Source organism: Streptomyces sp. 12E (assembly GCF_055633275.1).
Window position 1 is genome coordinate 1,183,651 of record NZ_JBVNCJ010000001.1, and the last position, 26,245, is coordinate 1,209,895.

19 protein-coding genes, 3 rRNA genes, 1 pseudogene and 1 riboswitch are annotated in these 26,245 nt (G+C 68.2%); of the genes and pseudogenes, 9 read left to right on the plus strand and 14 right to left on the minus strand.

Annotated features, from left to right (window positions below):
- The first annotated feature begins 473 nt into the window (after positions 1 to 473).
- From ACZ8ZB_RS05590 to ACZ8ZB_RS05620, 7 genes and pseudogenes are all read left to right on the plus strand, one after another.
- On the plus strand, positions 474 to 1,058 hold the full coding sequence (locus ACZ8ZB_RS05590) for a hypothetical protein (RefSeq protein ID WP_470736602.1): 585 nt from the start codon (positions 474 to 476) through the stop codon (positions 1,056 to 1,058).
- A gap of 314 nt (positions 1,059 to 1,372) precedes the next feature.
- Positions 1,373 to 1,573, plus strand: a complete 201-nt coding sequence (locus ACZ8ZB_RS05595) for a DUF5999 family protein (RefSeq protein ID WP_470736603.1) — start codon at positions 1,373 to 1,375, stop codon at positions 1,571 to 1,573.
- Between the two features lie 234 nt (positions 1,574 to 1,807).
- Positions 1,808 to 2,811, plus strand: a pseudogene (locus ACZ8ZB_RS05600) (substrate-binding domain-containing protein).
- 31 nt (positions 2,812 to 2,842) lie between these two features.
- Positions 2,843 to 3,238, plus strand: a complete 396-nt coding sequence (locus ACZ8ZB_RS05605; protein ID WP_470736604.1) for a TOBE domain-containing protein — start codon at positions 2,843 to 2,845, stop codon at positions 3,236 to 3,238.
- A 165-nt stretch (positions 3,239 to 3,403) separates the two neighbouring features.
- Positions 3,404 to 4,216 carry a molybdate ABC transporter substrate-binding protein gene (modA, locus tag ACZ8ZB_RS05610; RefSeq protein WP_470736605.1) on the plus strand — a complete coding sequence of 271 codons (813 nt, stop codon included), beginning with the start codon at positions 3,404 to 3,406 and terminating at the stop codon, positions 4,214 to 4,216.
- The gene (modB, locus tag ACZ8ZB_RS05615; RefSeq protein ID WP_470736606.1) at positions 4,213 to 5,043 is read left to right on the plus strand and encodes a molybdate ABC transporter permease subunit; all 831 of its coding nucleotides are present in this window, start codon (positions 4,213 to 4,215) and stop codon (positions 5,041 to 5,043) included. The genes modA and modB overlap by 4 nt, the downstream gene beginning before the upstream one ends.
- On the plus strand, positions 5,040 to 6,140 hold the full coding sequence (locus ACZ8ZB_RS05620; protein WP_470736607.1) for an ABC transporter ATP-binding protein: 1,101 nt from the start codon (positions 5,040 to 5,042) through the stop codon (positions 6,138 to 6,140). Before modB ends, ACZ8ZB_RS05620 begins: the two co-directional genes overlap by 4 nt.
- A 49-nt stretch (positions 6,141 to 6,189) precedes the next feature.
- Here ACZ8ZB_RS05620 and gcvP read toward each other — a convergent pair whose 3' ends face one another.
- Entirely contained in the window at positions 6,190 to 9,075 is a 2,886-nt protein-coding gene (gene gcvP / locus ACZ8ZB_RS05625; protein ID WP_470736608.1) for an aminomethyl-transferring glycine dehydrogenase, read from the minus strand.
- Between the two features lie 173 nt (positions 9,076 to 9,248).
- Positions 9,249 to 9,344, minus strand: a riboswitch (glycine riboswitch).
- Positions 9,345 to 9,458: 114 nt separating this feature from the next.
- On the opposite strand from gcvP, the gene ACZ8ZB_RS05630 reads away from it, so the two are divergent.
- Positions 9,459 to 9,833 carry a PRC-barrel domain-containing protein gene (locus tag ACZ8ZB_RS05630; protein WP_470736609.1) on the plus strand — a complete coding sequence of 125 codons (375 nt, stop codon included), beginning with the start codon at positions 9,459 to 9,461 and terminating at the stop codon, positions 9,831 to 9,833.
- Here ACZ8ZB_RS05630 and ACZ8ZB_RS05635 read toward each other — a convergent pair.
- From ACZ8ZB_RS05635 to ACZ8ZB_RS05695, 13 genes are all read right to left on the minus strand, one after another.
- Positions 9,752 to 11,218, minus strand: a complete 1,467-nt coding sequence (locus ACZ8ZB_RS05635) for a DNA polymerase IV (protein ID WP_470736610.1) — start codon at positions 11,216 to 11,218, stop codon at positions 9,752 to 9,754. The genes ACZ8ZB_RS05630 and ACZ8ZB_RS05635 overlap by 82 nt on opposite strands.
- 49 nt (positions 11,219 to 11,267) lie before the next feature.
- A complete protein-coding gene (locus tag ACZ8ZB_RS05640; RefSeq protein WP_470736611.1) occupies positions 11,268 to 11,951 on the minus strand; it encodes a MerR family transcriptional regulator in 684 nt (227 codons plus the stop codon).
- A 192-nt stretch (positions 11,952 to 12,143) separates the two neighbouring features.
- Positions 12,144 to 12,617 (minus strand): bifunctional nuclease family protein, encoded by a 474-nt coding sequence (locus ACZ8ZB_RS05645; RefSeq protein ID WP_004934251.1) that lies wholly within the window; start codon positions 12,615 to 12,617, stop codon positions 12,144 to 12,146.
- An 84-nt stretch (positions 12,618 to 12,701) separates the two neighbouring features.
- Positions 12,702 to 13,442, minus strand: coding sequence for a transcriptional regulator FtsR (ftsR, locus tag ACZ8ZB_RS05650; protein ID WP_470736612.1), 741 nt, complete (start codon positions 13,440 to 13,442; stop codon positions 12,702 to 12,704).
- A gap of 37 nt (positions 13,443 to 13,479) precedes the next feature.
- Entirely contained in the window at positions 13,480 to 14,412 is a 933-nt protein-coding gene (locus ACZ8ZB_RS05655; RefSeq protein ID WP_470736613.1) for an FHA domain-containing protein, read from the minus strand.
- A gap of 61 nt (positions 14,413 to 14,473) precedes the next feature.
- Complete coding sequence (locus ACZ8ZB_RS05660; protein WP_470736614.1) at positions 14,474 to 15,367, minus strand: DUF881 domain-containing protein; 894 nt, start codon at positions 15,365 to 15,367, stop codon at positions 14,474 to 14,476.
- A gap of 5 nt (positions 15,368 to 15,372) precedes the next feature.
- A complete protein-coding gene (locus ACZ8ZB_RS05665; RefSeq protein ID WP_003988855.1) occupies positions 15,373 to 15,705 on the minus strand; it encodes a small basic family protein in 333 nt (110 codons plus the stop codon).
- Positions 15,702 to 16,595, minus strand: a complete 894-nt coding sequence (locus ACZ8ZB_RS05670; RefSeq protein WP_470736615.1) for a DUF881 domain-containing protein — start codon at positions 16,593 to 16,595, stop codon at positions 15,702 to 15,704. Before ACZ8ZB_RS05670 ends, ACZ8ZB_RS05665 begins: the two co-directional genes overlap by 4 nt.
- 127 nt (positions 16,596 to 16,722) lie before the next feature.
- Complete coding sequence (locus ACZ8ZB_RS05675; RefSeq protein WP_470736616.1) at positions 16,723 to 19,218, minus strand: sugar phosphate nucleotidyltransferase; 2,496 nt, start codon at positions 19,216 to 19,218, stop codon at positions 16,723 to 16,725.
- A gap of 115 nt (positions 19,219 to 19,333) precedes the next feature.
- Positions 19,334 to 19,942 carry a CDP-alcohol phosphatidyltransferase family protein gene (locus ACZ8ZB_RS05680; protein WP_470736617.1) on the minus strand — a complete coding sequence of 203 codons (609 nt, stop codon included), beginning with the start codon at positions 19,940 to 19,942 and terminating at the stop codon, positions 19,334 to 19,336.
- Positions 19,943 to 20,052: 110 nt separating this feature from the next.
- Positions 20,053 to 20,169, minus strand: a 5S ribosomal RNA gene (gene rrf / locus ACZ8ZB_RS05685).
- A gap of 87 nt (positions 20,170 to 20,256) precedes the next feature.
- A 23S ribosomal RNA gene (locus ACZ8ZB_RS05690) occupies positions 20,257 to 23,378 on the minus strand.
- Positions 23,379 to 23,688: 310 nt separating this feature from the next.
- A 16S ribosomal RNA gene (locus ACZ8ZB_RS05695) occupies positions 23,689 to 25,215 on the minus strand.
- Together the 16S, 23S and 5S rRNA genes form the textbook arrangement of a ribosomal RNA operon.
- A gap of 573 nt (positions 25,216 to 25,788) precedes the next feature.
- Between ACZ8ZB_RS05695 and ACZ8ZB_RS05700 the strand changes: the two genes are divergently transcribed.
- Positions 25,789 to 26,238 (plus strand): PTS sugar transporter subunit IIA, encoded by a 450-nt coding sequence (locus ACZ8ZB_RS05700; protein ID WP_470736618.1) that lies wholly within the window; start codon positions 25,789 to 25,791, stop codon positions 26,236 to 26,238.
- The last annotated feature ends 7 nt before the right edge of the window (positions 26,239 to 26,245 follow it).

Consider the following 26,245-nt stretch of genomic DNA (forward strand, 5'->3'; position numbering starts at 1 on the left):
CGCCCCGGAGGGCACCGTCGACCGCTAGTCTGGTCGATGTGACCAGTGGCACATTCACGGGGCATGGCACAGAAGGCGACTCACGGGTCGGTTGCGAACTCGTGAAAAACGCCGACGGGAATTGGCCGACCACTTCGCGGTCATTCTGCGAGGTCATCGGCGTGCCCCCCGCCTGGAATCGGGACGATTTTCGCATTTCACCGGCCAGAAGTACCCTTGTTCCGGCGGTCGGAAACAGCTAGCCGAAACACAGTCTGAACACGCGTCGTATAAACTTTGCGCACAAGGCAGAAGGTTGGCGCCCGCGGTTCGAGTGATCCAGCCGGGAGGTGGCGTGCGGCACTCCTCACCCCCGTTCCCCCGGGCTCGGCCCCCGGCCCCTGCCTCTCTGGCCTTCGCGAGCTGACAGCGCCGTCCGCCCCGCCACGCCCCGCCCTCGTGCCACTGTGCCTTCGAATGAGAGGCGACCCACCATGCCCCTGCATGTCCCTCCGGCTCCCGCGCCCGCACTGCGTTCCGTCCTGACCGCGCTCTCGTCGCCGACCGCGGTCCGCGAGGCCCGCACCCCCTCCCTGCTCGTCGCCCAGGGGCCCGCCTCGGCCGAGCTGCCCCTTCCCGTGCACGTCCTGGACCGGACCACCCCCGACAGCGGGACCACGACCCGGCTGACCGGCTGGCGCTTCCTGATCCGCACCGGTGACCGCGCGGTGGCCGCCGCGGACACCGTGCTCACCGCCGACGGCTGGACGTTCTCCCGCTTCTTCGAAGGCCCCTACATCACCTCCACCGAGCTCGCGCTGCGCCAGGCCGACGCCATGACACAGCCGTACCAGCCCCGGCTGCTCTCGGTGCCGGGCCTCTACATGCTGACGCTCTGGCTGCACGGCGACCCCACCGCGGACGGCGCCGCCGGGCACCCGGGCGCCACCGATCTGCTCGTCCCGCTCGCCCCGGCACCGCCCGGCATCGCGGCTCACCGCCCGCACCGGTTCACCGACCTGCTCCCGGTCCTGACGCACCGGGTGGCACCCGCCCGCCTGCTCGGTTCACCCGCCTGAGAAGGCACCGCGTGCCCCGCCGCCCGGACTCCCGGTGCGGCGGGGCACGTGCTGCTCCCGGGAGGACTAGCCCCATCCGGCCACGGTGAACCACCCGAAGTGACAGGGAAGTTGAGATGAACCGTCCGCGTGGGTGACGCGTCCTCAACCTGTGAGGAGCGGTGCCGCGAAATCCCTGCGGATCCTCGCCCATGGGGCAACACTGGTTTCCGACCGACTCATCACAACGGGGGGCGGCCATGCACGAAGCTTCACGCCGCGGAACTGAAACGACAGCCGACTCACAGGTCACCACAGAGCGAGAGATCCCACCCATGTGCCAGCACCAGCCATCGTGCCCCTCAGCCGACTCCGCCGACCGGGAATCCGCCCGTCTCGTGGCGCACCACCCGGAGCAGGGCTGGAGCCTGCTGTGCAACGGTGTCGTGTTCTTCGAGGACACCGGTGAGCTCCTGCCCGACGGCAGGGTCATCGCCCCGCAGCGTCCCCGGGACGCCAGCCTGACCACCGCCTGAGCACGACCGGGCGGAAACGGGGCCCGCCCAAAGGACGAGGGGTCGGACGCAGGCCCCCTGCGCGCCGGCCCCGACGCGTGTCCGGGGTGTGTCACCCACCGTGGTCCGGCGCGTGGAGAGGGTGACCGAGGGGCCCTCCGGCGGGAGTCCGCCCCGCGACGCCTTTCCCCCCGGGCGCCCGCTCTCCGGAAGGCTCCTGGACGTTCCGCGGGTCTCGTCACGGAGGCGGGGCAAGTGGCAGCGCAGGGAGCCGACGCCGGAGGCGGAGTGACGAGCACGGAGATCGCCCGGCGGGCCGGCGTCTCCGCGCCGACCGTCTTCCCACGAACCCGCGCCCGGGTCGAGGACCTGCTGCGCCGTCACGGCCACCGCCTGCGCCCCGACTCCTCCCCTCCCGTGCGGCCATGCTCGACCTCGTCTTCGACGACCTCGACGGTCCCTGGGCCGTGGAGGTCATCCGCGGTGTGGAGGAGGCCGCCCACGGCACCGGGACGGGCACGGTGGTGACGGCGATCCACGGGCGCTCCGGTGCCGCCCGGAAGTGGATGCGTAACCTGCGGGCCCGCGCGTCCGACGGCGTCATCCTCGTGACCTCGGCACTGGAGTCCCCGCTGCTCGAGGAGGTGCGCATCCTGGGGGTGCCGCTGGTGGTCGTGGGTCCGGCGGGCTCCCCCGCCCTGGACGTGCCGACCATCGGCGCCGCCGACCGGCCGAGGGGTCTGGCCGCGACCTGGCATCTGCTCGCCCCGGGGCACCGCAGGATCGGCATGATCGCCGGGCCGCCGCGGCCGCCTCGCTCCCGCGCACGGCTCGACGGCTACCGCGCGGAGCTCGATGGCTCGGGCGTCACGCCCGACGCGTCGCTGGTGGCGCCCGGCGGCTTCGAGCCGGAGTCCGGCTTCGCGGGCTGCACCGTCCTGCTGGACCTGCCGGAACCGCCGACCGCGGTGTTCGCCGGCCGGCGACCGGATGGCCCTGGGGGCGCTCGAGGCACTGCGCGGCCGGGGGCTCAGGGTCCCGGAGGACATGAGCGTGGCCGGCTTCGGCGACCTTCCGGAGGTCCGCTGGGCGGCGCCGCAGCCGGCCACCGTCCGCCGGCCCCTGGCCGGCATGGGCAAACCCGCCGTCCGCGCGGTGCTGCGTCTCGCCCGTGACGAACAACCGGACTCCCCCGCGTGGAACCGGGCACGGACCTCGTCGTCCGGGCGGGCACGGCGGCTCCCGCCGGGCGGGGCTGAGGCGCCTCCGGCACCGCCTATCGTGACCGGCATGCAGTCCTACACGATCGGCCAGGCAGCACGGCTGCTCGGCGTGAGCCCGGACACCGCCCGCCGCTGGGCGGACGCGGGACGTCTCACCACCCGCCGCGACGACGGCGGACGCCGGCTCGTCGACGGACGGGACCTGGCGGCGTTCTCCGTCGAACTCGCCAGGGCCGGCGCCGTCGAGGAGGGCACCCCGTACACCTCCGCCCGCAACGCCTTTCCCGGCATCGTCACCGCGATCAAGCTCGGTGACGTCGCCGCCCAGGTGGAAATCCAGGCCGGCCCGCACCGCCTCGTCTCGCTGCTCACCCGGGAGGCCGTCGAGGAGCTGGGGCTGGAGGTCGGAGTGGAGGCCACGGCCCGCGTGAAGTCGACGAACGTCCATATCGACCGCACCTGACGGCGACAGCACCTCCGCGCGGACGCACATACACGCCCTCCAGCTACTTTTCCTTGCTCGCGCGAGGAGGAATCCGGTGAACACCTGGCAGGTGCGCCAGTATGATCGGCGCATCGGAAGGGCTTCGCGGGCTCTTCCGCCGCACCATGGAGGGAGTACTCCGGCATGACCCGTTCGCATCGGGCCCGTCGGTTCGCCGGTGCCGGTGCGGCCGCCGCCGTGCTGGCGCTGAGCGCCTGCTCCGCGTCCGGCTCGGGCGCGTCGGCGTCCGCGGGGTCCGGCGGGCAGGACATCACCGGCACGGTCACCGTCTTCGCGGCCGCCTCGCTGAAGGAGAGCTTCACGACGCTGGGCGAGCACTTCGAGAAGGAGCACCCGGGGACCGAGGTCACCTTCAACTTCGGCGGCAGCGACGGCCTGGCGGCCGGCATCAACAACGGTGCGCCGGCCGACGTCTTCGCGGCGGCCGGCGCCAGGCCGATGAAGCTCGTCACGGACGAGGGACACACGGCGGGCAGCCCGAGCACGTTCGTCCGCAACCGGCTGGAGATCGCCACCGCGCCGGGCAACCCGCACGCGATCGGCTCCCTCGAGGACCTGGCCTCGTCCGGCCTCAAGGTCGTGCTGTGCGACAGGACGGTGCCCTGTGGAGCCGCCGCGCAGACCGCCCTCGCCGCCGGCGGGGTCGCGCTGGAACCTGTCTCGTACGAGCAGGACGTCAAGGGCGCCCTGACGAAGGTCGAGCTGAAGGAGGCCGACGCCGCCGTCGTGTACCGCACGGATGTCCAGGCGGCCGGTGACAAGGTGGAGGGCGTGGAGTTCCCGGAGGCCGCCGAGGCCGCCGAGGCCGTCAACGACTATCCGATCGCCCGGCTCGAGAACGCGCCCAATCCGTCGGCGGCGAAGGCGTTCGTGGCGCTGGTGAAGTCCCCCGAGGGCCAGAAGGTGCTGGCCGGGGCGGGGTTCCTGAAGCCATGACCACCGGCCGGGAAGCCCCCCGTAAGGCACGCCGCCCCCGCGCCCCCGGCCGTGGTGTCCCCCCCGTCCTCCTCGCACCCGCCCTCCTGGGCCTGGCGTTCCTCCTGGTGCCCCTCCTCGCCCTCCTCCTCCGCGCCCCCTGGCGCAGCCTTCCCGAACAGCTCACCGGCCCCGCGGTGTGGGACGCGCTTCGCCTGTCGCTGCTCTGCGCCACGGCGGCGACCGCGCTGAGCCTGGTCGTCGGCGTTCCACTGGCCTGGCTGCTGGCCCGTACGGACTTCCCCGGCCGCGGCCTGGTCCGCGCCCTGGTGACGCTCCCGCTGGTACTGCCCCCGGTGGTGGGCGGTGTCGCCCTGCTGCTCGCCCTGGGCCGCAACGGCGTCGTCGGCCAGTGGCTGGACGCGTGGTTCGGCGTCACCCTGCCCTTCACCACCACGGGCGTCGTCCTCGCCGAGACGTTCGTGGCGATGCCGTTCCTCGTCATCAGCGTCGAGGGCACGCTGCGGGCCGCCGACCCGCGCTACGAGGAGGCGGCCGCCACCCTGGGCGCCTCCCGCTTCACCGCGTTCCGCCGGGTCACCCTGCCGCTGATCGCTCCCGGCATCGCGGCCGGCGCGGTACTGGCCTGGGCGCGGGCGCTCGGGGAGTTCGGCGCGACGATCACCTTCGCCGGCAACTTCCCCGGCCGCACCCAGACCATGCCGCTCGCGGTCTACCTCGCCCTGCAGAACGACCCGGCCGCCGCCATCGCCCTCAGTCTGGTCCTGCTGGCGGTGTCCGTCGCCGTGCTGGCCGGGCTCCGCGACCGCTGGATGACCGCCTCATGACCGACATCGAGAAGACACCCGTGTCCGACACCGCCCCCTGCGATGCCGGACCGTCCGCCGAGGGCCTGGACGCACGGCTCGTCGTGGACCGCGCCCCCTTCCGCCTGGACGTCGCGCTGACCGCCGCACCCGGTGACGTCGTCGCCCTGCTGGGCCCGAACGGGGCCGGCAAGACCACCGCCCTGCGCGCACTCGCGGGCCTCACCCCGCTCAGCGCCGGGCATCTGCGGCTGGACGGCGCGGACCTGCGCCGCACACCACCGGAGTCGCGTCCGGTGGGCGTCGTCTTCCAGGACTACCTGCTCTTCCCGCATCTGACCGCGCTCGACAACGTGGCCTTCGGACCGCGCTGCCGTGGCGCCGGCAAGGCGGAGGCACGCGCCCGGGCCGCCGAGTGGCTCGACCGCATGGGCCTGGCCGGACACGCGGACGCCAAGCCCCGGCGGCTGTCCGGCGGCCAGGCCCAGCGCGTCGCCCTCGCCCGGGCCCTGGCCACCCACCCCCGGCTGCTGCTCCTGGACGAACCGCTCGCCGCCCTGGACGCCCGCACCCGGCTGGAGGTGCGCGCGCAGCTCCGCCGTCATCTGGCCGCGTTCGAGGCCGTGGCCGTCCTGGTCACGCACGACCCGCTGGACGCCATGGTGCTCGCCGACCGCCTGGTCGTCGTGGAGCGGGGCCGGATCGTGCAGGAGGGCACGCCCTCCGACATCGCCCGGCACCCGCGCACCGAGTACATCGCCCAGCTGGTCGGCCTCAACCTGTACCGCGGGCAGGCGGAGGGCCACACGGTGCGGCTCGACGCGGGCCTCGCCGTCAGCACCGCGGAGGACCTCTCCGGACCCGCCTTCGTGGCGTTCCCGCCCGACGCCGTCACCCTGTGCCGGGAGCGGCCGACCGGCTCCGGCGCCCGCAACCTCTGGCGCTGCGAGGTCGCCGGTCTCGAGACCCGCGGGGACCGGATCCGCGCGGAACTCACCGGCGAACTCGCCCTGGCCGCCGACCTCACCACGGTCGCCGCGGCCGAACTCGACCTGCATCCGGGCACGACGGTCTGGGCGGCGGTCAAGGCGACGCAGACACACGCGTACCCGGCCTGACGGCACATGGCGAAGGGCCCCGCTCCGGCGCGGGGCCCTTCTTCACGGTTCAGTCCTCGTACGCGTCCAGCGGCGGGCAGGAGCAGACCAGGTTCCGGTCGCCGAAGGCCTGGTCGATGCGGCGCACCGGCGGCCAGTACTTGTCGGCGGCGCTCACCCCGGCCGGGAACACGGCCACCTCGCGGCCGTACGCGTGCTCCCACTCCCCGCCGAGCGCGGCGGCGGTGTGCGGGGCGTTGCGGAGCGGGTTGTCGTCCGCGGGCCACTCGCCGGAGCCGACCTTCTCGATCTCCGCGCGGATCGCGATCATCGCCTCGCAGAAGCGGTCGAGTTCGGTCAGGTCCTCGGACTCGGTGGGCTCGATCATCAGCGTGCCGGCCACCGGGAACGACATCGTCGGCGCGTGGAAGCCGTAGTCGATCAGCCGCTTGGCCACGTCGTCCACGCTGACGCCGGTCGCCTTGGTCAGCGGGCGCAGGTCGATGATGCACTCGTGCGCGACCAGACCGCCGGGACCGGTGTAGAGCACCGGGTAGTGCGGCTCCAGGCGCTTGGCTATGTAGTTGGCGCTGAGCACGGCCACCTGCGTGGCCCGCTTCAGGCCCTCGCCGCCCATGAGGCGGACGTACGCCCACGATATCGGCAGGATGCCCGCCGAGCCCCACGGCGCCGCCGAGATCGGCCCGACGCCTGTCTCCGGGCCCGCCTCGGGCTGGAGCGGGTGGTTCGGCAGGTACGGCGCCAGGTGCGCCCGTACGCCGACCGGGCCGACACCGGGGCCGCCGCCGCCGTGCGGGATGCAGAAGGTCTTGTGCAGGTTCAGGTGCGAGACGTCACCGCCGAAGTGCCCGGGCTTGGCCAGACCCACCAGCGCGTTGAGGTTGGCGCCGTCCACGTACACCTGGCCGCCGGCCTCGTGCACCTCGGCGCAGATGTCGGCGACGTGCTCCTCGAACACGCCGTGCGTCGAGGGGTAGGTGATCATCAGCACCGCCAGTTCGTCTCGGTACTGCTCGATCTTCGCCCGCAGGTCCGCGACGTCGATCTCACCGTCGTCTGACGTCTTGACGACGACGACCTTCATCCCGGCCATCACGGCGCTGGCGGCGTTGGTGCCGTGCGCGGAGGACGGGATCAGGCAGACGGTGCGCTGCTCGTCGCCGCCTGCCCGGTGGTAGCCGCGCACGGCGAGCAGACCGGCCAGCTCGCCCTGGGAGCCGGCGTTGGGCTGGAGGGAGACCTTGTCGTAGCCGGTGACCTCGGCGAGGCGTTCCTCCAGCTCGTGGATGAGCGTGAGGTAGCCCTGCGCCTGCTCGGCGGGCGCGAAGGGGTGCAGCTGCCCGAACTCGGGCCAGGTGACCGGCTCCATCTCGGTGGTCGCGTTGAGCTTCATGGTGCAGGAGCCCAGCGGGATCATTCCGCGGTCCAGCGCGTAGTCGCGGTCGGAGAGTCGGCGCAGGTAGCGCAGCATCGCGGTCTCGGAGCGGTGCTGCTGGAAGACGGGGTGGGTCAGGTACTCGTCGTCGCGCAGCAGGGCGTCCGGCAGCGTGTCCCGCGCGGCCGCGTCCAGGGCCTCGGCGTCGCCCTCGACGCCGAAGGCGCTCCACACGGCGGCCAGCTGCGACCGGGTGGTGGTCTCGTCACAGGCGATCGAGACGTGGTCGGCGTCGACGAGACGCAGGTTGACGCCGTTGTCGCGGGCGGCGGCGACGACCTCGGCGGCCCGCCCGGCGACCCGCACGGTCAGCGTGTCGAAGTAGGAGCCGTGCACGATCTCGGCACCGCCGGACCGCAGCCCCTCGGCGAGGACGGTGGCGTACCGGTGGACACGCCGGGCGATCAGCCGCAGTCCCTCCGGGCCGTGGTAGACGGCGTACATCCCGGCCATGACGGCGAGCAGCACCTGGGCGGTGCAGATGTTGCTGGTGGCCTTCTCGCGGCGGATGTGCTGCTCACGGGTCTGGAGCGCGAGGCGGTAGGCCTTGTGTCCGTCCGCGTCGACGGAGACGCCGACGAGCCGTCCGGGCAGGCTGCGCGCCATCTTCTCCTGCACGGCCATGTAACCGGCGTGCGGCCCGCCGAAGCCCATCGGCACACCGAAGCGCTGCGTGGTGCCGACCGCGATGTCCGCGCCCAGCTCACCGGGCGACTTCAACAGGGTGAGGGCGAGCAGGTCGGCGGCGACGGTGACGAGCGCGCCGAGCCCGTGCGCCTGGTCGATCAGCGGCTTGATGTCGCGTACGGCACCGGAGGCACCCGGGTACTGGATCAGTACACCGTTGATCTCGCGCTCGGCCACCTCGGCGGGGATGCCCTCGCTCAGATCGGCGACGACGACCTCGACGCCGGTCGGCTCGGCGCGGGTCTCGATCACCGCGATCGTCTGCGGCAGCGCGTCCGCGTCGACCAGGAACAGGCCCTTCTTGTTCTTGCCCATGCGCCGCGACAGCGCCATCGCCTCGGCGGCGGCGGTGCCCTCGTCGAGCAGGGAGGCGCCGGAGGTCGGCAGTCCGGTGAGCTCGGCGACCACGGTCTGGAAGTTCAGCAGCGCCTCGAGCCGGCCCTGGGAGATCTCCGGCTGGTACGGCGTGTAGGCCGTGTACCAGGCGGGGTTCTCCATCACGTTGCGCAGGATGACGGGCGGGGTGAAGGTGCCGTAGTAGCCGAGCCCGATCATCGAGCCGAGTACCTCGTTGCGGTCGGCCAGCGCACGCAGTTCGGCCAGCACCTCGGCCTCGCTCCGGGCGCCCGGCAGGTCCAGCGCGTCGGCGTTCTTGATCACGTCCGGCACCGCGGCGGCCGTCAGCTCGTCCAGCGAGCCGTAACCGACCTGGGCGAGCATCTTGGCCCGGGCCTCGTGGTCGGGGCCGATGTGGCGCTGCTCGAAGGGGATTCCCCGTTCGAGCTCGGAGAGCGGAGTGCGAGGGGCGGTCATTGAGGAGGCCTCCTGGTCCGACGACCTTCGAGGGCACCACGGCGCGGGTACCCGGACGGCCTCCCCCTCTGTCATCTCAACCTGAGAGTTTCACCGGACGGCCCGAAGGCGTCCGGTTTTCACCGTCGGTGAGAGCGGAAGCCGTCGACACCCGCCCTGCTTTCCAGAGTGACCTCGTCCGTGCGGTACGTGTGCCTGAGAGATTCCGGGGAGGATTTGCTCCTTCGGCGCCTCCGATGGTGTCCGGAGGACTCTCCCGCACGGGGTCAGCAGCCGTTTGCCAGCGTACCAGCGAGCACCGCGCCGACGCCCTCGAGTGGCCGTCCAGCCGATTGTGCCGTTTTGTGGTGCCAACGGATGAGTTTGCGACCAGTGGAGGGCCCGTGCAGACCGACATCGATCCGCGCCACCTGATCGGCCGCAAGGCGTTCGACCGCAACGGAAACCGGATCGGCACGATCGACGAGGTCTACCTCGACGACGCCACCGGCGTACCGGAGTGGGCGGCGATACGCACCGGCCTGTTCAGCAGGGACGCCTTCGTCCCCCTGGAACCCAGCGACCTCGTCGACGGCGCCCTCCACGTCCCCTTCGAGCGCGCCCTCATCAAGGACGCCCCCGACTTCGGCGTGGGCCGCCATCTCTCCCCCGAACAGGAACTGCAGCTCTACCACCACTACGGACTGGACCTCGGCACTCCTCCTCCCCTCCCGGACCGCGACTTCGGCAACCTCGCCGGGAACGACAAACCGGCCTGACCCGCACTGCTCACCAGCCCTCCGCCGGCCTCCGCACCCTCGTCCTCTCCGGGACTCCGGGACACCAGCGGCAGCGGTTCCGCCGGTTCCAGGGCCGGGTCGTCGACCCGGAAGGTCTTCACCCGGCCCGGCTCCGAGCCGGGCGTCTCGAAGCGCACCGTGACCCGCCCCAGCCCGCTGCCCTGCACCCATCCGTGCCCGTGCACGGTGTGGCGTACGTCCTGACCCGCCGACCAGCGCCGCTCGGCGGGCGTCTCCGGCTCCGGCGCGGGCGCGGCCTCGGCCTCCTCGGGCGGGAGGCCGTCCGCGTGCCCGCCCGCCTGGGCGAACAGGTCCTCCTGCGTGTAGTCGGCCAGCCCGCTGACCCCGACGCCCAGCAGCCGCACCCCGCCCGTCGTGTCGACCGAGTCCAGCAGCCGCGCGGCCGCCTCCCGCACCACCGCCGGATCGTCCGTGGGGCCCCGCAGCGTCTCGGACCGGGTGAGGGTGGAGAAGTCGTACCGGCGCACCTTCAACACGATGGTCCGCCCCGACAGTCCCGCCGCCCGCAGCCTGCGCACACACCGGTCCGCGAGCCGCCGCACCTCCGTACCGACCCGCGCCCGGTCGTGGATGTCCACGTCGTACGTGTCCTCGACCGACACCGACTTGGTCTCCCGCTCGGCCACCACGGGCCGCTCGTCCCGGGCCAGCGCCATCGCGAACAGCGCGTGCCCGTGGGCCTTGCCCAGCAGCCGTACGAGCTCGTCCTCCCCGGCCTCGGCGAGCTCGTCGACCGTGTGGATCCCCGCCCGCCGCAGATGGTCACCGGTCGCCGGCCCGACGCCCGGCAGGGTGCGGACCGGCAGCGGCCCCAGCAGGGCCCGTTCCGTGCCCGGCTCGATCAGCACCAGTCCGTCCGGCTTCGCCTGCTCCGAGGCGATCTTCGCCAGCATTTTGGAGGCCGCGAGACCCACCGACCCGGTGAGCCCCGTGACCGCCCGTATGTCCGCGCGCAGCTTCGCCCCGGCCAGCCGCGCCGACCGCTCGTCCCAGGCCGCTCCGCCGGCTTCCAGGTCCACGAACGCCTCGTCCAGGCTCAGCGGCTCCACCAACGGCGACAGAGCCCTCAGCAACCCCATCACCTGCTCGCTGATCGACCGGTAGAGAGCGAACCTCGGCACCAGGTACGCGGCGTTCGGCGCGCGCCGCCGGGCCTGCGCCATGGGCATCGCGGAGTGGACGCCGAAGATCCGTGCCTCGTACGAGGCGGTGGCCACCACGCCCCGGGGCCCGAGCCCGCCCACGACGACCGCCTTGCCGCGCAGGCTCGGCTTGGACGCCTGCTCCACCGAGGCGAAGAAGGCGTCCATGTCGAGGTGCAGGATCGTGGGCGCGGATCTCACGTCTTCGATGCTGCCCCACACCACTGACAACGGCCGCCCCGGGGCGGTTTCAGACGGCCTTGTTCCGCCGCCGCGCCAGCTCGTCCATCGGGTTGTGCCCGACCAGGGTCTCCCCCGTGTCGATCCGCTCCCCGTGCAACTGGGACAACGCGCTCTCCACGTCCTGCCACACCACGCCCACGGCGATGCCGAAGACGCCCTGGCCACCCTGGAGCAGGGCGTGGACCTCGTCGGGCGAGGTGCACTCGTAGACCGTCGCGCCGTCGCTCATCAGCGTCATGCGCTCCAGGTCGCTGAAGCCGCGCTCGCGCAGGTGCTGGACCGCCGTGCGGATGTTCTGCAAGGAGACGCCCGTGTCCAGGAACCGCTTGACGATCTTCAGTACGACGACGTCACGGAAACTGTACAGCCGCTGCGTGCCCGATCCATGGGCCGGCCGCACGCTCGGCTCGACCAGGCCCGTACGGGCCCAGTAGTCGAGCTGCCGGTAGGTGATACCGGCGGCGGCACAGGCCGTGGGCCCCCGGTAGCCGATCTGCTCGGACGCCATGGATGTCGCCCCTCCGCTGCTCGGCACAGCCGTCGGTCGCTGCGAAGCGTGGTCGATCGCGCCGCCGTGCACGGGATGCCCCCCACTCGGACGGAACCGGGAGCTCTGGGGAGGGTACGGTCCGCTCGTCCCGAAACCACGTCCGGGAGCACCCCCAGCCGTACCGTCGCCGCTGCTTCTCACGCCGACCTCCGTCCTTGACCTGCCTCCTCGAAGGTAGGCAGTCACCAAGGGTGCGTCAACGATCGCCACACTCGGCACGCCGAGTGATAATCACCCTAAGAGTGGTTTCCCGTGCCTCGGTATGGGAAAGGCTAGCCGAATGCCCCCGGCGCGAGCCCGGTGGCCGCCCGGAACGGCGGCCACCGACCGCCCTCACTGGTTACTGGTCCCGAAGTCCTCCGGCGAGATCTGGTCGAGGAACTCGCGGAACTTCTCCACCTCGTCCTCCTGCTCGTCCGGGATGGCGATCCCGGCGTCGTCGAGCACCGTGTCACTGCCGTAGATCGGCGTACCCGTCCGCAGGGCCAGCGCTATGGCGTCGGAGGGGCGGGCACTCACCTCGACACCGCTGGCGAACACCAGCTCCGCATAGAAGACGCCCTCGCGCAGATCGGTGATGCGCACTTCCGTGAGCTCCTGCCCGACCGCTTCCAGCACGTCCTTGAACAGGTCGTGGGTCAGCGGCCGTGCGGGGGCCATGCCCTGCTGGGCGAAGGCGATGGCCGTCGCCTCCCCCGGTCCGATCCAGATGGGGAGGTAGCGGTCGCCGCCGACTTCACGCAACAGCACGATCGGTTGGTTGGAGGGCATCTCGACCCGGACACCTACGACATCGAGCTCGTTCACACAGCAACCCTAGGCCGTGCCCGCGACGTTTGGGTAGTCGGGCAGGGAACGGGTGACCGATCCGGGCCCCCGCTCCACTCCGTCTCAAGGCAGCCGCACCCCGAGTGCCGTCTGCACCAGCGCCGCGTGCAGTTTCACCGTGAGCCCCGCCAGCTCCTTCGTGCGCGCCTGGGCGTGGGCCCTGGTCTGCGGGTTCCGGTGGCGCTTCAGCGGGGCGACGACCTGGTCCACCAGGCCGGCCTCGCGGTCGGCGGCGGCCTTCATCGCCCTGAGATGACGCGGCTCGATCCCGAACCGCCCCAGCTCGGCGATGAGCCCGGCGACGGTGACCGACTCGGCGTCGTACATACCGTCCTCGACCGGGCCGAGCAGCCCGTACGACTCCCACTCGGCGAGCATCCGCTCGTCGATGTCGGCAGCCGCCAGCAGCCGGCCACGCCCGATACGCGCCACCGTGGTCCCCTCGAGGGCGGACTCCTGACCGGCGCCCCCGTCCCCCGGACGGCCCAGCACCGGCAGCGGGACGGCCTCGCCGCGCTCCATGGCGTCTAGGTGCTCACGGATCACCTTGAGCGGCAGATAGTGGTCGCGCTGCATGCGCAGCACATGGCCGAGGCGCTCGACGTCCCCGGCGCTGAACTTGCGGTACCCCGACGGAGTCCGCTGCGGCTCGACCAGCCCCTCCGACTCCAGGAAGCGGATCTTGGAGATGGTGACCTCGGGGAACTCCTCGCGCAGCACGTTCAGCACCGCGCCGATGCTCATCAGTCCGGTGCCCGCGGCGGCGGCGCCGTTGCCGGCACCGCCGCTCGGTGTCTGAACCATGAACCTTCCCTGGGTTCCCCGGACGGATCCGGGGAGGTCAGTAGCCCCGCTGGCTCGCGTAGAAGACCAGCCGGTACTTGCCGATCTGCACCTCGTCGCCGTTGGACAGGGCGACCTGGTCGATCCGCTCCCGGTTGACGTACGTGCCGTTCAAACTGCCCACGTCGGCCACCGTGAAGGAGCCGTCAGGGGCGCGCCGGAACTCCACATGCCGACGGGAGACCGTCACGTCGTCCAGGAAGATGTCGCTCTGCGGGTGACGCCCGGCCGTGGTCAGGTCGCCGTCCAGCAGGAAGCGGCTGCCCGAGTTCGGCCCGCGGCGCACGACCAGGAGGGCGGAACCCATCGGCAGCGCGTCGACGGCCGCCTGCGCCTCGGGAGAGAGCGTCGGCGTCGGCGTCTGACCGGTGGCCTCGGCGTCGTAGGCCTCCAGGCCGGAGATCGAGATCGTGGACGTCGTCTCCGAGGGGCGCTCCGGGGTGACCCCGGGCCTCAGCGGCGCGCCACAGTTGGAGCAGAAGCGGCTGTTCTCCGCGTTGCGGTTACCGCACCTCGTACACACCAGGGCCGACATGGACGGATCCTCCTGCCGCGGCTGCCCCCCAGGGGCGTGGGACGCGTACGGGTCGGAGAACCCTCCACCCGTACCTGAGGTCGACGGTTGTCCGAAACCTATGCCGCCCGACTGCGCGGGGTCAACGGACGACGCGCCCTGACCCACCTGGTCCCGGTACAGCGGGCGCTGACCTTCCGCCTCAGGCTGTGCGCGATGACGAGCGGTCGCGTTGTCGCTGCCCTCTCGCCGCGCGCTCTTGCCGAACAACTTCGCAAACAACTTCACGGGCGATTCCCCTTGACCGAAACAGACCCGCCCGTGGGGCAGGACGAACCCTGACTGAACACATTGGCCGACCCGGACATCTTCACAACGTCCGCCTCCGCCAGACAGTTTCCACCACGCACCACCCATTCGGTGCGCCGACCCCCCGCAACCTCATGCCCTCGCCGAACGACCCCCATGCACCCCCGGTTCACCGGGAGGACGACCGAGCGTAGTCAGGCCGCTTCACCGCCCGCAAGGCATCCACGACGATCTTGGTCGACCGCTCCACGGTAACGGTGGCCTGTTCCTTTTCGAGAGTCTGCACCACGCCTCCGGGGATGTTGAGCGCCGGCTCGAGGTCCTGCGGCTTGCCGATGACCTTGAAACGATAGGGCGCGGTGATCTTGTTCCCGTCCACGCCGACACCGTTCCCGGAGTCCGTCAGGTAGGTGCCCGCCACCACCCGCACGCCGTTCACCTGGATCGCCTCGGCACCGGCCGCGCGCAACTCCTGGACGGCGTCGAGCAGCATGTCCGCCTCGACCGTCCCCTTCGTGTCCTCGATGGTCATCGTGATCCCGGGCCCCTGTGCGGCCACGGAGCCCGCCAGCACTCCGAGTTGCCGTTCCTTCTCGATGGTCTGCTTCCGGGCCTCTTCGGCCTGGTCGGAGCTGTTCTCCAGCTCGTCGCGCTGCTTCTCGAGTCCCCGCTTCTCGTCCTCAAGACGCTCAGTGCGGTCATCCAGTTCATCGAGGATGCGCACAAGATCTTCCTGGCGTGCCCCGCGCAGCGCGCTGTCGCTGTCGCTGTTCGACGCCACCTGGACGGCCAGGCCGAAACCGAGACCGAACAGCAGCAGGGCGACGATGAGTTGGGCCCGGGTCACCCGCGGCGGCCACAGCCCCTTCACCAGCCGCTGCCGGCCGGTCAGCCCGGGCGGAGGCTTCGGAGCGTCCTCCTCCGCGGGTGCGGGCGCCCTCGTGGGCATCCCGGCGGGTACCTCCGCGGGCAGTTCCCTGCGCAGGCCGGCCGCGGGCGAGGCGTCCGGAGCGGATCTCGGCGGGGACACCGCCGGGCGTGTCGTCTCGTCGTGCTCGTTCATCGGCCTCACGCCCGGAACACGTGCCGGCGGATCGCCGCGGCGTTGGAGAAGATGCGGATGCCGAGGACCACCACGACGCCCGTCGACAGCTGGGCCCCCACGCCGAGCTTGTCGCCGAGGAACACGATCAGGGCGGCGACGACGACGTTCGACAGGAACGACACCACGAAGACCTTGTCGTCGAAGATGCCGTCGAGCATCGCCCGCAGCCCTCCGAACACGGCGTCGAGCGCCGCGACGACGGCGATCGGCAGGTAAGGCTCGACGACCGCCGGAACCTCGGGCCGGACCAACAGTCCGGCCACGACTCCCACGACGAGGCCCAGTACGGCGATCACGATGTGCCCTTCTCGGTTATCGGCTGTGCGGTACGTACGATCAGACTCGGTGCGGCGGGCAGCCGGACGTCGTCCTCCACGGAGATGGCCGTCCGGATGCCGTAGTTCTCCTGCAGCGCATGCAGGTACAGCCCGTCCGCGCTGTTCTGGAACCGCTCGCTCAGCTCCCCGCCGTCCCCCACCGCGAGCACCGTGTACGGCGGCACCAGCGGCTTGTTGTCGACCAGTATCGCGTCTCCCGCGGCCCTGATCGCCGACAGGGCGGTCAGCCGCTGTCCGTTGATGGAGACGGCCTCGGCTCCGGACTCCCACAGACCGTTGACCACACGCTGCATGTCACGGTCACGCACCCGCCCGGTGTCGGAGAAGCCGGAGGTCGACCGGGCGTCGCCGCCCCCGCCCGCGCTCGTGTCCTTGGCGTCGTTCACCACGAGCCGTACCCCGGGCCCGTGCACCGCGACGGCACCGGACAGGATGCCCACCAGCGTGGACCCGTCGCCTCCGCTGTCCCGCAGCGCGTCGCGCTGCCGTGCGCTCACATCGGCGCGCAGCCCGTCGACGCTGTCCTCGAGTTTGTCCGCGGCCTCGGTCTCCTGATCGATCCGGTCGATCAGCTCCTCGCGCTCCTTGGCCACCACCGGAGCCGCGACCCGGGCCTGTGCGGCACCGACGGTCACGATCAGAGCGGCGAGGACCAGGCCGCCGGCCAGCCCCAGCTTCGCCCTGAGCGTCTTCGGCATGCCGCCGTCTCCGTCGGCCCTCCGCCGCGCGGCGGCCTCGGCGTATCCGTCGTCGAGGCTGTGGTCCATGACGTTGGTGATCAACGACATGGAGGCGTCCGGGCGGACGGGCCGCGCGGGGGTGCTCCGAACGGCGGGTTGCTGCGGCATGCCGCACATCGTCGCACGCCGCAGCCACTACCTCCGAACGGACCTACCGGCGTGCCGGACAGGCCCCGTTGGGGACACTTGTCCGGCACGCACGCGTACCGCTCGTTTTACCGCCCGCGCCGGCCGCTCACCGACCCGCGCTGTCCACGACCGCCGACCACTCGTCGAGCAGGGCCTGCGCGGAGGCGTCGTCGGGGCCCTCGGCCCACAGGTGGGTGACCGCCTCGGCCGGATCGGGCAGCACCATCACCCAGCGGCCGTCGGCCTCCACCACACGCACGCCGTCGGTGGTGTCCACGAACCGGTCTCCGGCCGCCTCCACGACCCTTCGCATCACCAGACCCTTGACGGCCCACGGGGTCGCCAGGTCCCGCTTGAGCACGTGCGCCCGCGGGATGCGCGCGTCGATCTGGCTCAGTGTGAGCTGGGTGCGCGCCACCAGTCCGATGAGCCGCACGAAGGCCGCGGTGCCGTCGTAGACGCTGCTGAACTCCGGGACGATGAAGCCGCCCTTGCCGTCGCCGCCGAAGATCGTTCCTTCCTCACCGCCCACGCGCGTGAGGTCGTCGGGCGAGGTGGTGGTCCACTCGACCTGTGTGCCGTGGTACGCCGCGACCTGCTCGGCGATCCTGGTGGTGGTCACCGGGAGCGCCACCCGGCCGCTGCGCCGCTCGGAGGCGATGAGGTCGAGCATCACGAGCAGCGAGCGGTCGTCCTCGATGATCCGCCCCTTCTCGTCGACCAGGGACAGCCGCTCGCCGACGGGGTCGAACCGTACGCCGAAGGCGGCGCCGGAGGACGCCACGATCTCCCCGAGCCGGACCAGCCCCGAGCGCCGCATGTCGGCCGTTTCGGTCGGCCTGGACTCGTCGAGACCGGGGTTGATGGTCAGCGAGTCGACGCCCAGCTTGCCGAGCAGGCTCGGCAGCACCAGGCCGGCGCTGCCGTTGGAGGCGTCGACGACCACCTTGAGTCCGGCCTCCGCGATACCGGTGATGTCGACGTTCCGCAGCAACGAACCCGTGTACGAGTCGAAGACACTGGCCGGGAAGTGCAGGTCCCCGATCTCCCCGGGGAACGCGCGCCGGTACTCCTGCCGCGCGAACACCCGGTCCAGCTTCCGCTGGCTGCCCTGGGAGAGGTCGGCGCCCTGTCCGTCGAAGAACATGATGTCGACGGAGTCCGGCACTCCGGGCGTGGTCCGGATCATGATGCCGCCCGCGCTGCCCCGCGCGGTCTGCTGTCGCGCCACGGGCAGCGGCACGTTCTCCAGGTCCCGTACGTCGATGGCACTGGCCTGCAGTGCGGAGATGACCGCTCGCTTCAGTGCACGGGCACCACGGGAGTGGTCGCGGGCCGTGGTGACGGTCGAGCCCTTCTTCAGCGTCGTCGCGTACGCGCCGGCCAACCGCACCGCGAGTTCCGGTGTGATCTCGACGTTCAGGATGCCGGACACGCCCCGGGCCCCGAAGAGGTGCGCCTGTCCCCTGGACTCCCAGATCACCGAGGTGTTGACGAACGCGCCCGCCTCGATGGTCTTGAACGGGTAGACCCGCACATTGCCCTGGACGATCGACTCTTCACCGATCAGGCACTCGTCACCGATGACGGCGCCGTCCTCGATCCGTGCCGCGCGCATGATGTCGGTGTTCTTGCCGACGACGCAGCCCCGAAGGTTGCTGTGCGGGCCGACGTACACGTTGTCGTGGACGACGGCCTTGTGCAGGAAGGCACCGCTCTTCACGACGACGTTGGATCCCACGACCGTGTGCTCGCGGATCTCCGCACCGGCCTCGACCTTGGCGTAGTCGCCGATGTAGAGAGGGCCGCGCAGCACGGCGTCGGGGTGCACTTCGGCTCCCTCGGCGACCCACACGCCCGGAGAGATCTCGAAGCCGTCGATATCGACGTCGACCTTGCCCTCCAGGACATCGGCCTGCGCCTTCACATAGCTCTCGTGCGTGCCCACGTCCTCCCAGTAGCCCTCTGCGACATAGCCGTAGACGGGCTTGCCTTCCTTCATCAACTGCGGGAAGACGTCGCCGGACCAGTCGACGGGCACATCGGGCTCGACGTAGTCGAAGACCTCGGGCTCCATGACGTAGATACCGGTGTTCACCGTGTCGGAGAAGACCTGCCCCCAGGTCGGCTTCTCGAGGAAGCGCTCGACCTTGCCTTCCTCGTCGACGATGGTGATGCCGAATTCCAGTGGATTGGGGACTCGGGTCAGGCAGACCGTGACCAGAGCGCCCTTCTCCTTGTGAAAATTGATCAGCTCGGTGAGGTCGAAGTCGGTGAGGGCATCGCCGGAGATGACGAGGAAGGCGTCGTCCTTCAGTGCCTCCTCGGCGTTCTTCACGCTCCCGGCGGTACCGAGTGGCTTCTCCTCATTGGCATAGGTGAGCTCCATTCCGAGCTCCTCGCCATCACCGAAGTAGTTCTTGACGAGCGACGCAAGGAACTGGACGGTCACAACGGTTTCGTTGAGCCCATGCTTTTTGAGCAACCGCAGAACATGCTCCATGATCGGCCTATTGGCCACCGGCAGGAGCGGCTTGGGCATGCTTGAGGTCATGGGGCGAAGGCGGGTGCCTTCACCCCCGGCCATCACGACGGCCTTCATGTCGGAAGCGTCCTCCTCGAAGAGACGACGGTCTGGCCGACTTCACCCGCCAGGACTGGCCGGCACTTCTGCAGTGCGGGCCGCCGCGCCACGATGCGCGTGCTGATCAGCGGGTTCAATCGGCCATAGCGTCCGCACGAACCAGACGGCGGACTTGGACCACGTAAAGCACTCCTGCCCACCAATACAGAGTTGTACCCCACCCGGCGAACGCCCAGCCGAAAATAGCAGCGAGTGACGAGATCCAGCCAGTTCCGTCACTGAGCAGGAGCAGCGGGAAGGCATACATCAGGTTGAAGGTGGCGGCCTTCCCCAGGAAGTTCACCTGCGGCGGCGGATAGCCGTGCCGCCGCAGGATGCCCACCATGACCAGGAGAACCAGCTCACGCGCCAGCAGAACGACGGTCAGCCAGAGCGGTAGGATCTCACGCCAGGTGAGTCCCACGAGGGTCGAGAGGATGTAGAGCCGGTCGGCTGCCGGGTCGAGCAGCCGGCCGAGACTACTGATCTGGTTCCACCGCCGCGCCAGCTTGCCGTCCAGGTAGTCGCTGACACCGCTGAAGGCCAGCACCAGGAGCGCCCACCCGTCGCTCTTCGGTCCCCCGAACTCTGGCCTGAGGATGAGCCACAGGAACAGGGGTACGCCAACGAGCCGTGCCATGCTGAGCATGTTCGGGATGGTGAGGACGCGGTCTGTCTGCACCCGCGTCTCCTGGACCTCCACCCGGGATCCTCCTGTGGGGAAATGTATTGACGATGCCCCCCGACCTTACCTCAACGCAAAAAAGCTCTGGCCCTCGGGCTGTATGCCCAAGAGCCAGAGCTCTAAAAGGAGTTCGGCGGCGTCCTACTCTCCCACAGGGTCCCCCCTGCAGTACCATCGGCGCTGTAAGGCTTAGCTTCCGGGTTCGGAATGTAACCGGGCGTTTCCCCTACGCTATGACCACCGAAACACTATGAAACAGACAACCGAACCATGCCTGACCTGGCATGGGGCTGTTCGTGGTTTCAGAACCAACACAGTGGACGCGAGCAACTGAGGACAAGCCCTCGGCCTATTAGTACCGGTCAACTCCACACGTTACCGTGCTTCCATATCCGGCCTATCAACCCAGTCGTCTACTGGGAGCCTTACCCTCTCCAGGAGGTGGGAGTCCTCATCTCGAAGCAGGCTTCCCGCTTAGATGCTTTCAGCGGTTATCCCTCCCGAACGTAGCCAACCAGCCATGCCCTTGGCAGGACAACTGGCACACCAGAGGTTCGTCCGTCCCGGTCCTCTCGTACTAGGGACAGCCCTTCTCAAGACTCCTACGCGCACAGCGGATAGGGACCGAACTGTCTCACGACGTTCTAAACCCAGCTCGCGTACCGCTTTAATGGGCGAACAGCCCAACCCTTGGGACCGACTCCAGCCCCAGGATGCGACGAGCCGACATCGAGGTGCCAAACCATCCCGTCGATATGGACTCTTGGGGAAGATCAGCCTGTTATCCCCGGGGTACCTTTTATCCGTTGAGCGACGGCGCTTCCACAAGCCACCGCCGGATCACTAGTCCCGACTTTCGTCCCTGCTCGACCCGTCGGTCTCACAGTCAAGCTCCCTTGTGCACTTACACTCAACACCTGATTGCCAACCAGGCTGAGGGAACCTTTGGGCGCCTCCGTTACTCTTTAGGAGGCAACCGCCCCAGTTAAACTACCCATCAGACACTGTCCCTGATCCGGATCACGGACCCAGGTTAGACATCCAGCACGACCAGACTGGTATTTCAACGACGACTCCACCCGAACTGGCGTCCGAGCTTCACAGTCTCCCAGCTATCCTACACAAGCCGAACCGAACACCAATATCAAACTGTAGTAAAGGTCCCGGGGTCTTTCCGTCCTGCTGCGCGAAACGAGCATCTTTACTCGTAGTGCAATTTCACCGGGCCTATGGTTGAGACAGTCGAGAAGTCGTTACGCCATTCGTGCAGGTCGGAACTTACCCGACAAGGAATTTCGCTACCTTAGGATGGTTATAGTTACCACCGCCGTTTACTGGCGCTTAAGTTCTCAGCTTCGCCACCCCGAAGAGTGACTAACCGGTCCCCTTAACGTTCCAGCACCGGGCAGGCGTCAGTCCGTATACATCGCCTTACGGCTTCGCACGGACCTGTGTTTTTAGTAAACAGTCGCTTCTCGCTGGTCTCTGCGGCCACCCCCAGCTCAGAGCGCGAAGCTCATCACCGGTTGTGGCCCCCCTTCTCCCGAAGTTACGGGGGCATTTTGCCGAGTTCCTTAACCATAGTTCACCCGAACGCCTCGGTATTCTCTACCTGACCACCTGAGTCGGTTTAGGGTACGGGCCGCCATGAAACTCGCTAGAGGCTTTTCTCGACAGCATAGGATCATCCACTTCACCACAATCGGCTCGGCATCAGGTCTCAGACTATTGCCAGGCGGATTTGCCTACCTGACGTCCTACACCCTTACCCCGGGACAACCACCGCCCGGGATGGACTACCTTCCTGCGTCACCCCATCACTCACCTACTGCAAGTCTGGTTCGCCGGCTCCACCACTCCCCCTCACTCCGAAGAGATCAGGGGCGGCTTCACGGGCTTAGCATCGCCTGGTTCGATGTTTGACGCTTCACAGCGGGTACCGGAATATCAACCGGTTATCCATCGACTACGCCTGTCGGCCTCGCCTTAGGTCCCGACTTACCCTGGGCAGATCAGCTTGACCCAGGAACCCTTAGTCAATCGGCGCACACGTTTCTCACGTGTGAATCGCTACTCATGCCTGCATTCTCACTCGTGAACCGTCCACAACTGCCTTCCGGCGCTGCTTCACCCGGCACACGACGCTCCCCTACCCATCACAACACCCGTTGGGGCTTCTGCTGCAATGACACGACTTCGGCGGTACGCTTGAGCCCCGCTACATTGTCGGCGCGGAATCACTAGACCAGTGAGCTATTACGCACTCTTTCAAGGGTGGCTGCTTCTAAGCCAACCTCCTGGTTGTCTCTGCGACTCCACATCCTTTCCCACTTAGCGTACGCTTAGGGGCCTTAGTCGATGCTCTGGGCTGTTTCCCTCTCGACCATGGAGCTTATCCCCCACAGTCTCACTGCCGCGCTCTCACTTACCGGCATTCGGAGTTTGGCTAAGGTCAGTAACCCGGTAGGGCCCATCGCCTATCCAGTGCTCTACCTCCGGCAAGAAACACACGACGCTGCACCTAAATGCATTTCGGGGAGAACCAGCTATCACGGAGTTTGATTGGCCTTTCACCCCTAACCACAGGTCATCCCCCAGGTTTTCAACCCTGGTGGGTTCGGTCCTCCACGAAGTCTTACCTCCGCTTCAACCTGCCCATGGCTAGATCACTCCGCTTCGGGTCTTGAGCGTGCTACTGAAACGCCCTGTTCGGACTCGCTTTCGCTACGGCTTCCCCACCCGGGTTAACCTCGCAACACACCGCAAACTCGCAGGCTCATTCTTCAAAAGGCACGCAGTCACGAGAACAAGGCAAGCCTCGTTCCGACGCTCCCACGGCTTGTAGGCACACGGTTTCAGGTACTATTTCACTCCGCTCCCGCGGTACTTTTCACCATTCCCTCACGGTACTATCCGCTATCGGTCACCAGGGAATATTTAGGCTTAGCGGGTGGTCCCGCCAGATTCACACGGGATTTCTCGGGCCCCGTGCTACTTGGGTGTTTCTCAAGCGAGCCGTACAGATTTCGACTACGGGGGTCTTACCCTCTACGCCGGGCCTTTCGCATGCCCTTCGCCTATCCATACGGTTTCTGACTCGCCGACCAGCCGGCAGACTGGTCAAGAGAAATCCCACAACCCCGTATGCGCAACCCCTGCCGGGTCTCACACGCATACGGTTTGGCCTCATCCGGTTTCGCTCGCCACTACTCCCGGAATCACGGTTGTTTTCTCTTCCTGCGGGTACTGAGATGTTTCACTTCCCCGCGTTCCCTCCACTTGCCCTATGTGTTCAGGCAAGGGTGACAGCCCATGACGACTGCCGGGTTTCCCCATTCGGACACCCCCGGATCAAAGCCTGGTTGACGACTCCCCGGGGCCTATCGTGGCCTCCCACGTCCTTCATCGGTTCCTGGTGCCAAGGCATCCACCGTGCGCCCTTAAAAACTTGGCCACAGATGCTCGCGTCCACTGTGCAGTTCTCAAACAACGACCAGCCACCCATCACCCCGGGACAGACTCCCGAGTGCACTGGGGCCGACACTGAAGGCAGCCATACGGCCGTGCCCTCAGACACCCAACAGCGTGCCCGTCACCCTCGCCACTCCTCGTTTCCGTTCCACGCCGAAGCAGTACTGGGAAGAGAAGCTGGTCAAGTGTGCCGAGTAGTCAACGTTCCACCCATGAGCAACCAGCATCGGACGTGCGCCGATGTACTGGCCTCTGACCTCGCCCCGAAGGACTCGGTGAGAAGTGCTCCTTAGAAAGGAGGTGATCCAGCCGCACCTTCCGGTACGGCTACCTTGTTACGACTTCGTCCCAATCGCCAGTCCCACCTTCGACAGCTCCCTCCCACAAGGGGTTGGGCCACCGGCTTCGGGTGTTACCGACTTTCGTGACGTGACGGGCGGTGTGTACAAGGCCCGGGAACGTATTCACCGCAGCAATGCTGATCTGCGATTACTAGCGACTCCGACTTCATGGGGTCGAGTTGCAGACCCCAATCCGAACTGAGACCGGCTTTTTGAGATTCGCTCCACCTCGCGGTATCGCAGCTCATTGTACCGGCCATTGTAGCACGTGTGCAGCCCAAGACATAAGGGGCATGATGACTTGACGTCGTCCCCACCTTCCTCCGAGTTGACCCCGGCGGTCTCCCGTGAGTCCCCAACACCCCGAAGGGCTTGCTGGCAACACGGGACAAGGGTTGCGCTCGTTGCGGGACTTAACCCAACATCTCACGACACGAGCTGACGACAGCCATGCACCACCTGTACACCGACCACAAGGGGGGCACCATCTCTGATGCTTTCCGGTGTATGTCAAGCCTTGGTAAGGTTCTTCGCGTTGCGTCGAATTAAGCCACATGCTCCGCCGCTTGTGCGGGCCCCCGTCAATTCCTTTGAGTTTTAGCCTTGCGGCCGTACTCCCCAGGCGGGGCACTTAATGCGTTAGCTGCGGCACGGACGACGTGGAATGTCGCCCACACCTAGTGCCCACCGTTTACGGCGTGGACTACCAGGGTATCTAATCCTGTTCGCTCCCCACGCTTTCGCTCCTCAGCGTCAGTATCGGCCCAGAGATCCGCCTTCGCCACCGGTGTTCCTCCTGATATCTGCGCATTTCACCGCTACACCAGGAATTCCGATCTCCCCTACCGAACTCTAGCCTGCCCGTATCGACTGCAGACCCGGGGTTAAGCCCCGGGCTTTCACAACCGACGCGACAAGCCGCCTACGAGCTCTTTACGCCCAATAATTCCGGACAACGCTCGCGCCCTACGTATTACCGCGGCTGCTGGCACGTAGTTAGCCGGCGCTTCTTCTGCAGGTACCGTCACTTGCGCTTCTTCCCTGCTGAAAGAGGTTTACAACCCGAAGGCCGTCATCCCTCACGCGGCGTCGCTGCATCAGGCTTGCGCCCATTGTGCAATATTCCCCACTGCTGCCTCCCGTAGGAGTCTGGGCCGTGTCTCAGTCCCAGTGTGGCCGGTCGCCCTCTCAGGCCGGCTACCCGTCGTCGCCTTGGTGAGCCGTTACCTCACCAACAAGCTGATAGGCCGCGGGCTCATCCTGCACCGCCGGAGCTTTCGAACCCCGCAGATGCCTGCGAGGCTCAGTATCCGGTATTAGACCCCGTTTCCAGGGCTTGTCCCAGAGTGCAGGGCAGATTGCCCACGTGTTACTCACCCGTTCGCCACTAATCCCCACCGAAGTGGTTCATCGTTCGACTTGCATGTGTTAAGCACGCCGCCAGCGTTCGTCCTGAGCCAGGATCAAACTCTCCGTGAATGTTTACCCGTGATCGGGTTGCACATCACGAGAGCGGAACCACCGGAGGAATGATCCGGCGGTTCACAGCGTCCTCGCTGTGTGTTTCTTCAAAGGAACCTCAACCCGATCGAACCGACCGGGTCGGGGTATCAACATATCTGGCGTTGACTTTTGGCACGCTGTTGAGTTCTCAAGGAACGGACGCTTCCTTCGTACTCACCCTCTCGGGCTTTCCTCCGGGCGCTTCCCTTCGGTGTTCCCAACACTATCAGTGTTTTTCCGGCCCTCTGACCACCCTCCTGCAGACACGCAGGAAGTGACCCGAAGATCAGGATCTGACAGATTGGATTGCTGTCGGGGAGGGGCATCTGTTCACACCGCTCATCCCCGATCAGGAGTAAGACTCTACACGGGGTCGCGGACCACGTGCAAATCGATTAGGGTGCGTGGTCTAGACCTCTCGTCTAGACCACTGATCCGGACCTGTCCCCCGGAACCGGTACGTCATATGACATACGCTGCTGAACAGCGCGCCGGAGGCAGGCAGTGACGGCGGCGTACGTACAGATCTCCACGCCTGGGAGGCTTCCCATGACCACCGTGACGTCCCCGCTTGCAGGACGGGCCATCGGACTGACGTCCGTGCCCGACCCGGTCTTCTCCGGGGCCATGGTCGGCCCGGGCACGGCGATCGACCCCGTACGGGAACCCTCCGAGGCCGTCTCCCCGGTCGACGGTGTGATCATCTCCCTGCATCCGCACGCGTTCGTCGTCGTCGACGAGAGCGGGCACGGCGTGCTCACCCACCTCGGTATCGATACCGTGCAGCTCAACGGCGAGGGCTTCGAGCTGCTCGTCAACAAGGGTGACACCGTGACGCGCGGCCAGAGCATCGTGCGCTGGAACCCGGCCGCCGTCGAAGCCGCCGGCAAGTCCCCGGTGTGTCCGGTCGTTGCCCTGGAGGCCACGGCGGACGCTCTCTCCGAGCTCCGTGACGACGACGATGTGAAGGCCGGCGACACCCTCTTCCTCTGGAAGTGACGTGGCG

Bases quoted from the DNA above. Each gene is read 5' to 3' on its own strand.
- ACZ8ZB_RS05590 (WP_470736602.1), top strand. From the start codon at position 474: ATGCCCCTGCATGTCCCTCCGGCTCCCGCGCCCGCACTGCGTTCCGTC.
- ACZ8ZB_RS05595 (WP_470736603.1), top strand. From the start codon at position 1,373: ATGTGCCAGCACCAGCCATCGTGCCCCTCAGCCGACTCCGCCGACCGG.
- ACZ8ZB_RS05605 (WP_470736604.1), top strand. From the start codon at position 2,843: ATGCAGTCCTACACGATCGGCCAGGCAGCACGGCTGCTCGGCGTGAGC.
- modA (WP_470736605.1), top strand. From the start codon at position 3,404: ATGACCCGTTCGCATCGGGCCCGTCGGTTCGCCGGTGCCGGTGCGGCC.
- modB (WP_470736606.1), top strand. From the start codon at position 4,213: ATGACCACCGGCCGGGAAGCCCCCCGTAAGGCACGCCGCCCCCGCGCC.
- ACZ8ZB_RS05620 (WP_470736607.1), top strand. From the start codon at position 5,040: ATGACCGACATCGAGAAGACACCCGTGTCCGACACCGCCCCCTGCGAT.
- gcvP (WP_470736608.1), bottom strand. From the start codon at position 9,075: ATGACCGCCCCTCGCACTCCGCTCTCCGAGCTCGAACGGGGAATCCCC.
- ftsR (WP_470736612.1), bottom strand. From the start codon at position 13,442: ATGGTTCAGACACCGAGCGGCGGTGCCGGCAACGGCGCCGCCGCCGCG.
- ACZ8ZB_RS05655 (WP_470736613.1), bottom strand. From the start codon at position 14,412: ATGGGTGGTGCGTGGTGGAAACTGTCTGGCGGAGGCGGACGTTGTGAA.
- ACZ8ZB_RS05660 (WP_470736614.1), bottom strand. From the start codon at position 15,367: ATGAACGAGCACGACGAGACGACACGCCCGGCGGTGTCCCCGCCGAGA.
- ACZ8ZB_RS05670 (WP_470736615.1), bottom strand. From the start codon at position 16,595: ATGCCGCAGCAACCCGCCGTTCGGAGCACCCCCGCGCGGCCCGTCCGC.
- ACZ8ZB_RS05675 (WP_470736616.1), bottom strand. From the start codon at position 19,218: ATGAAGGCCGTCGTGATGGCCGGGGGTGAAGGCACCCGCCTTCGCCCC.
- ACZ8ZB_RS05700 (WP_470736618.1), top strand. From the start codon at position 25,789: ATGACCACCGTGACGTCCCCGCTTGCAGGACGGGCCATCGGACTGACG.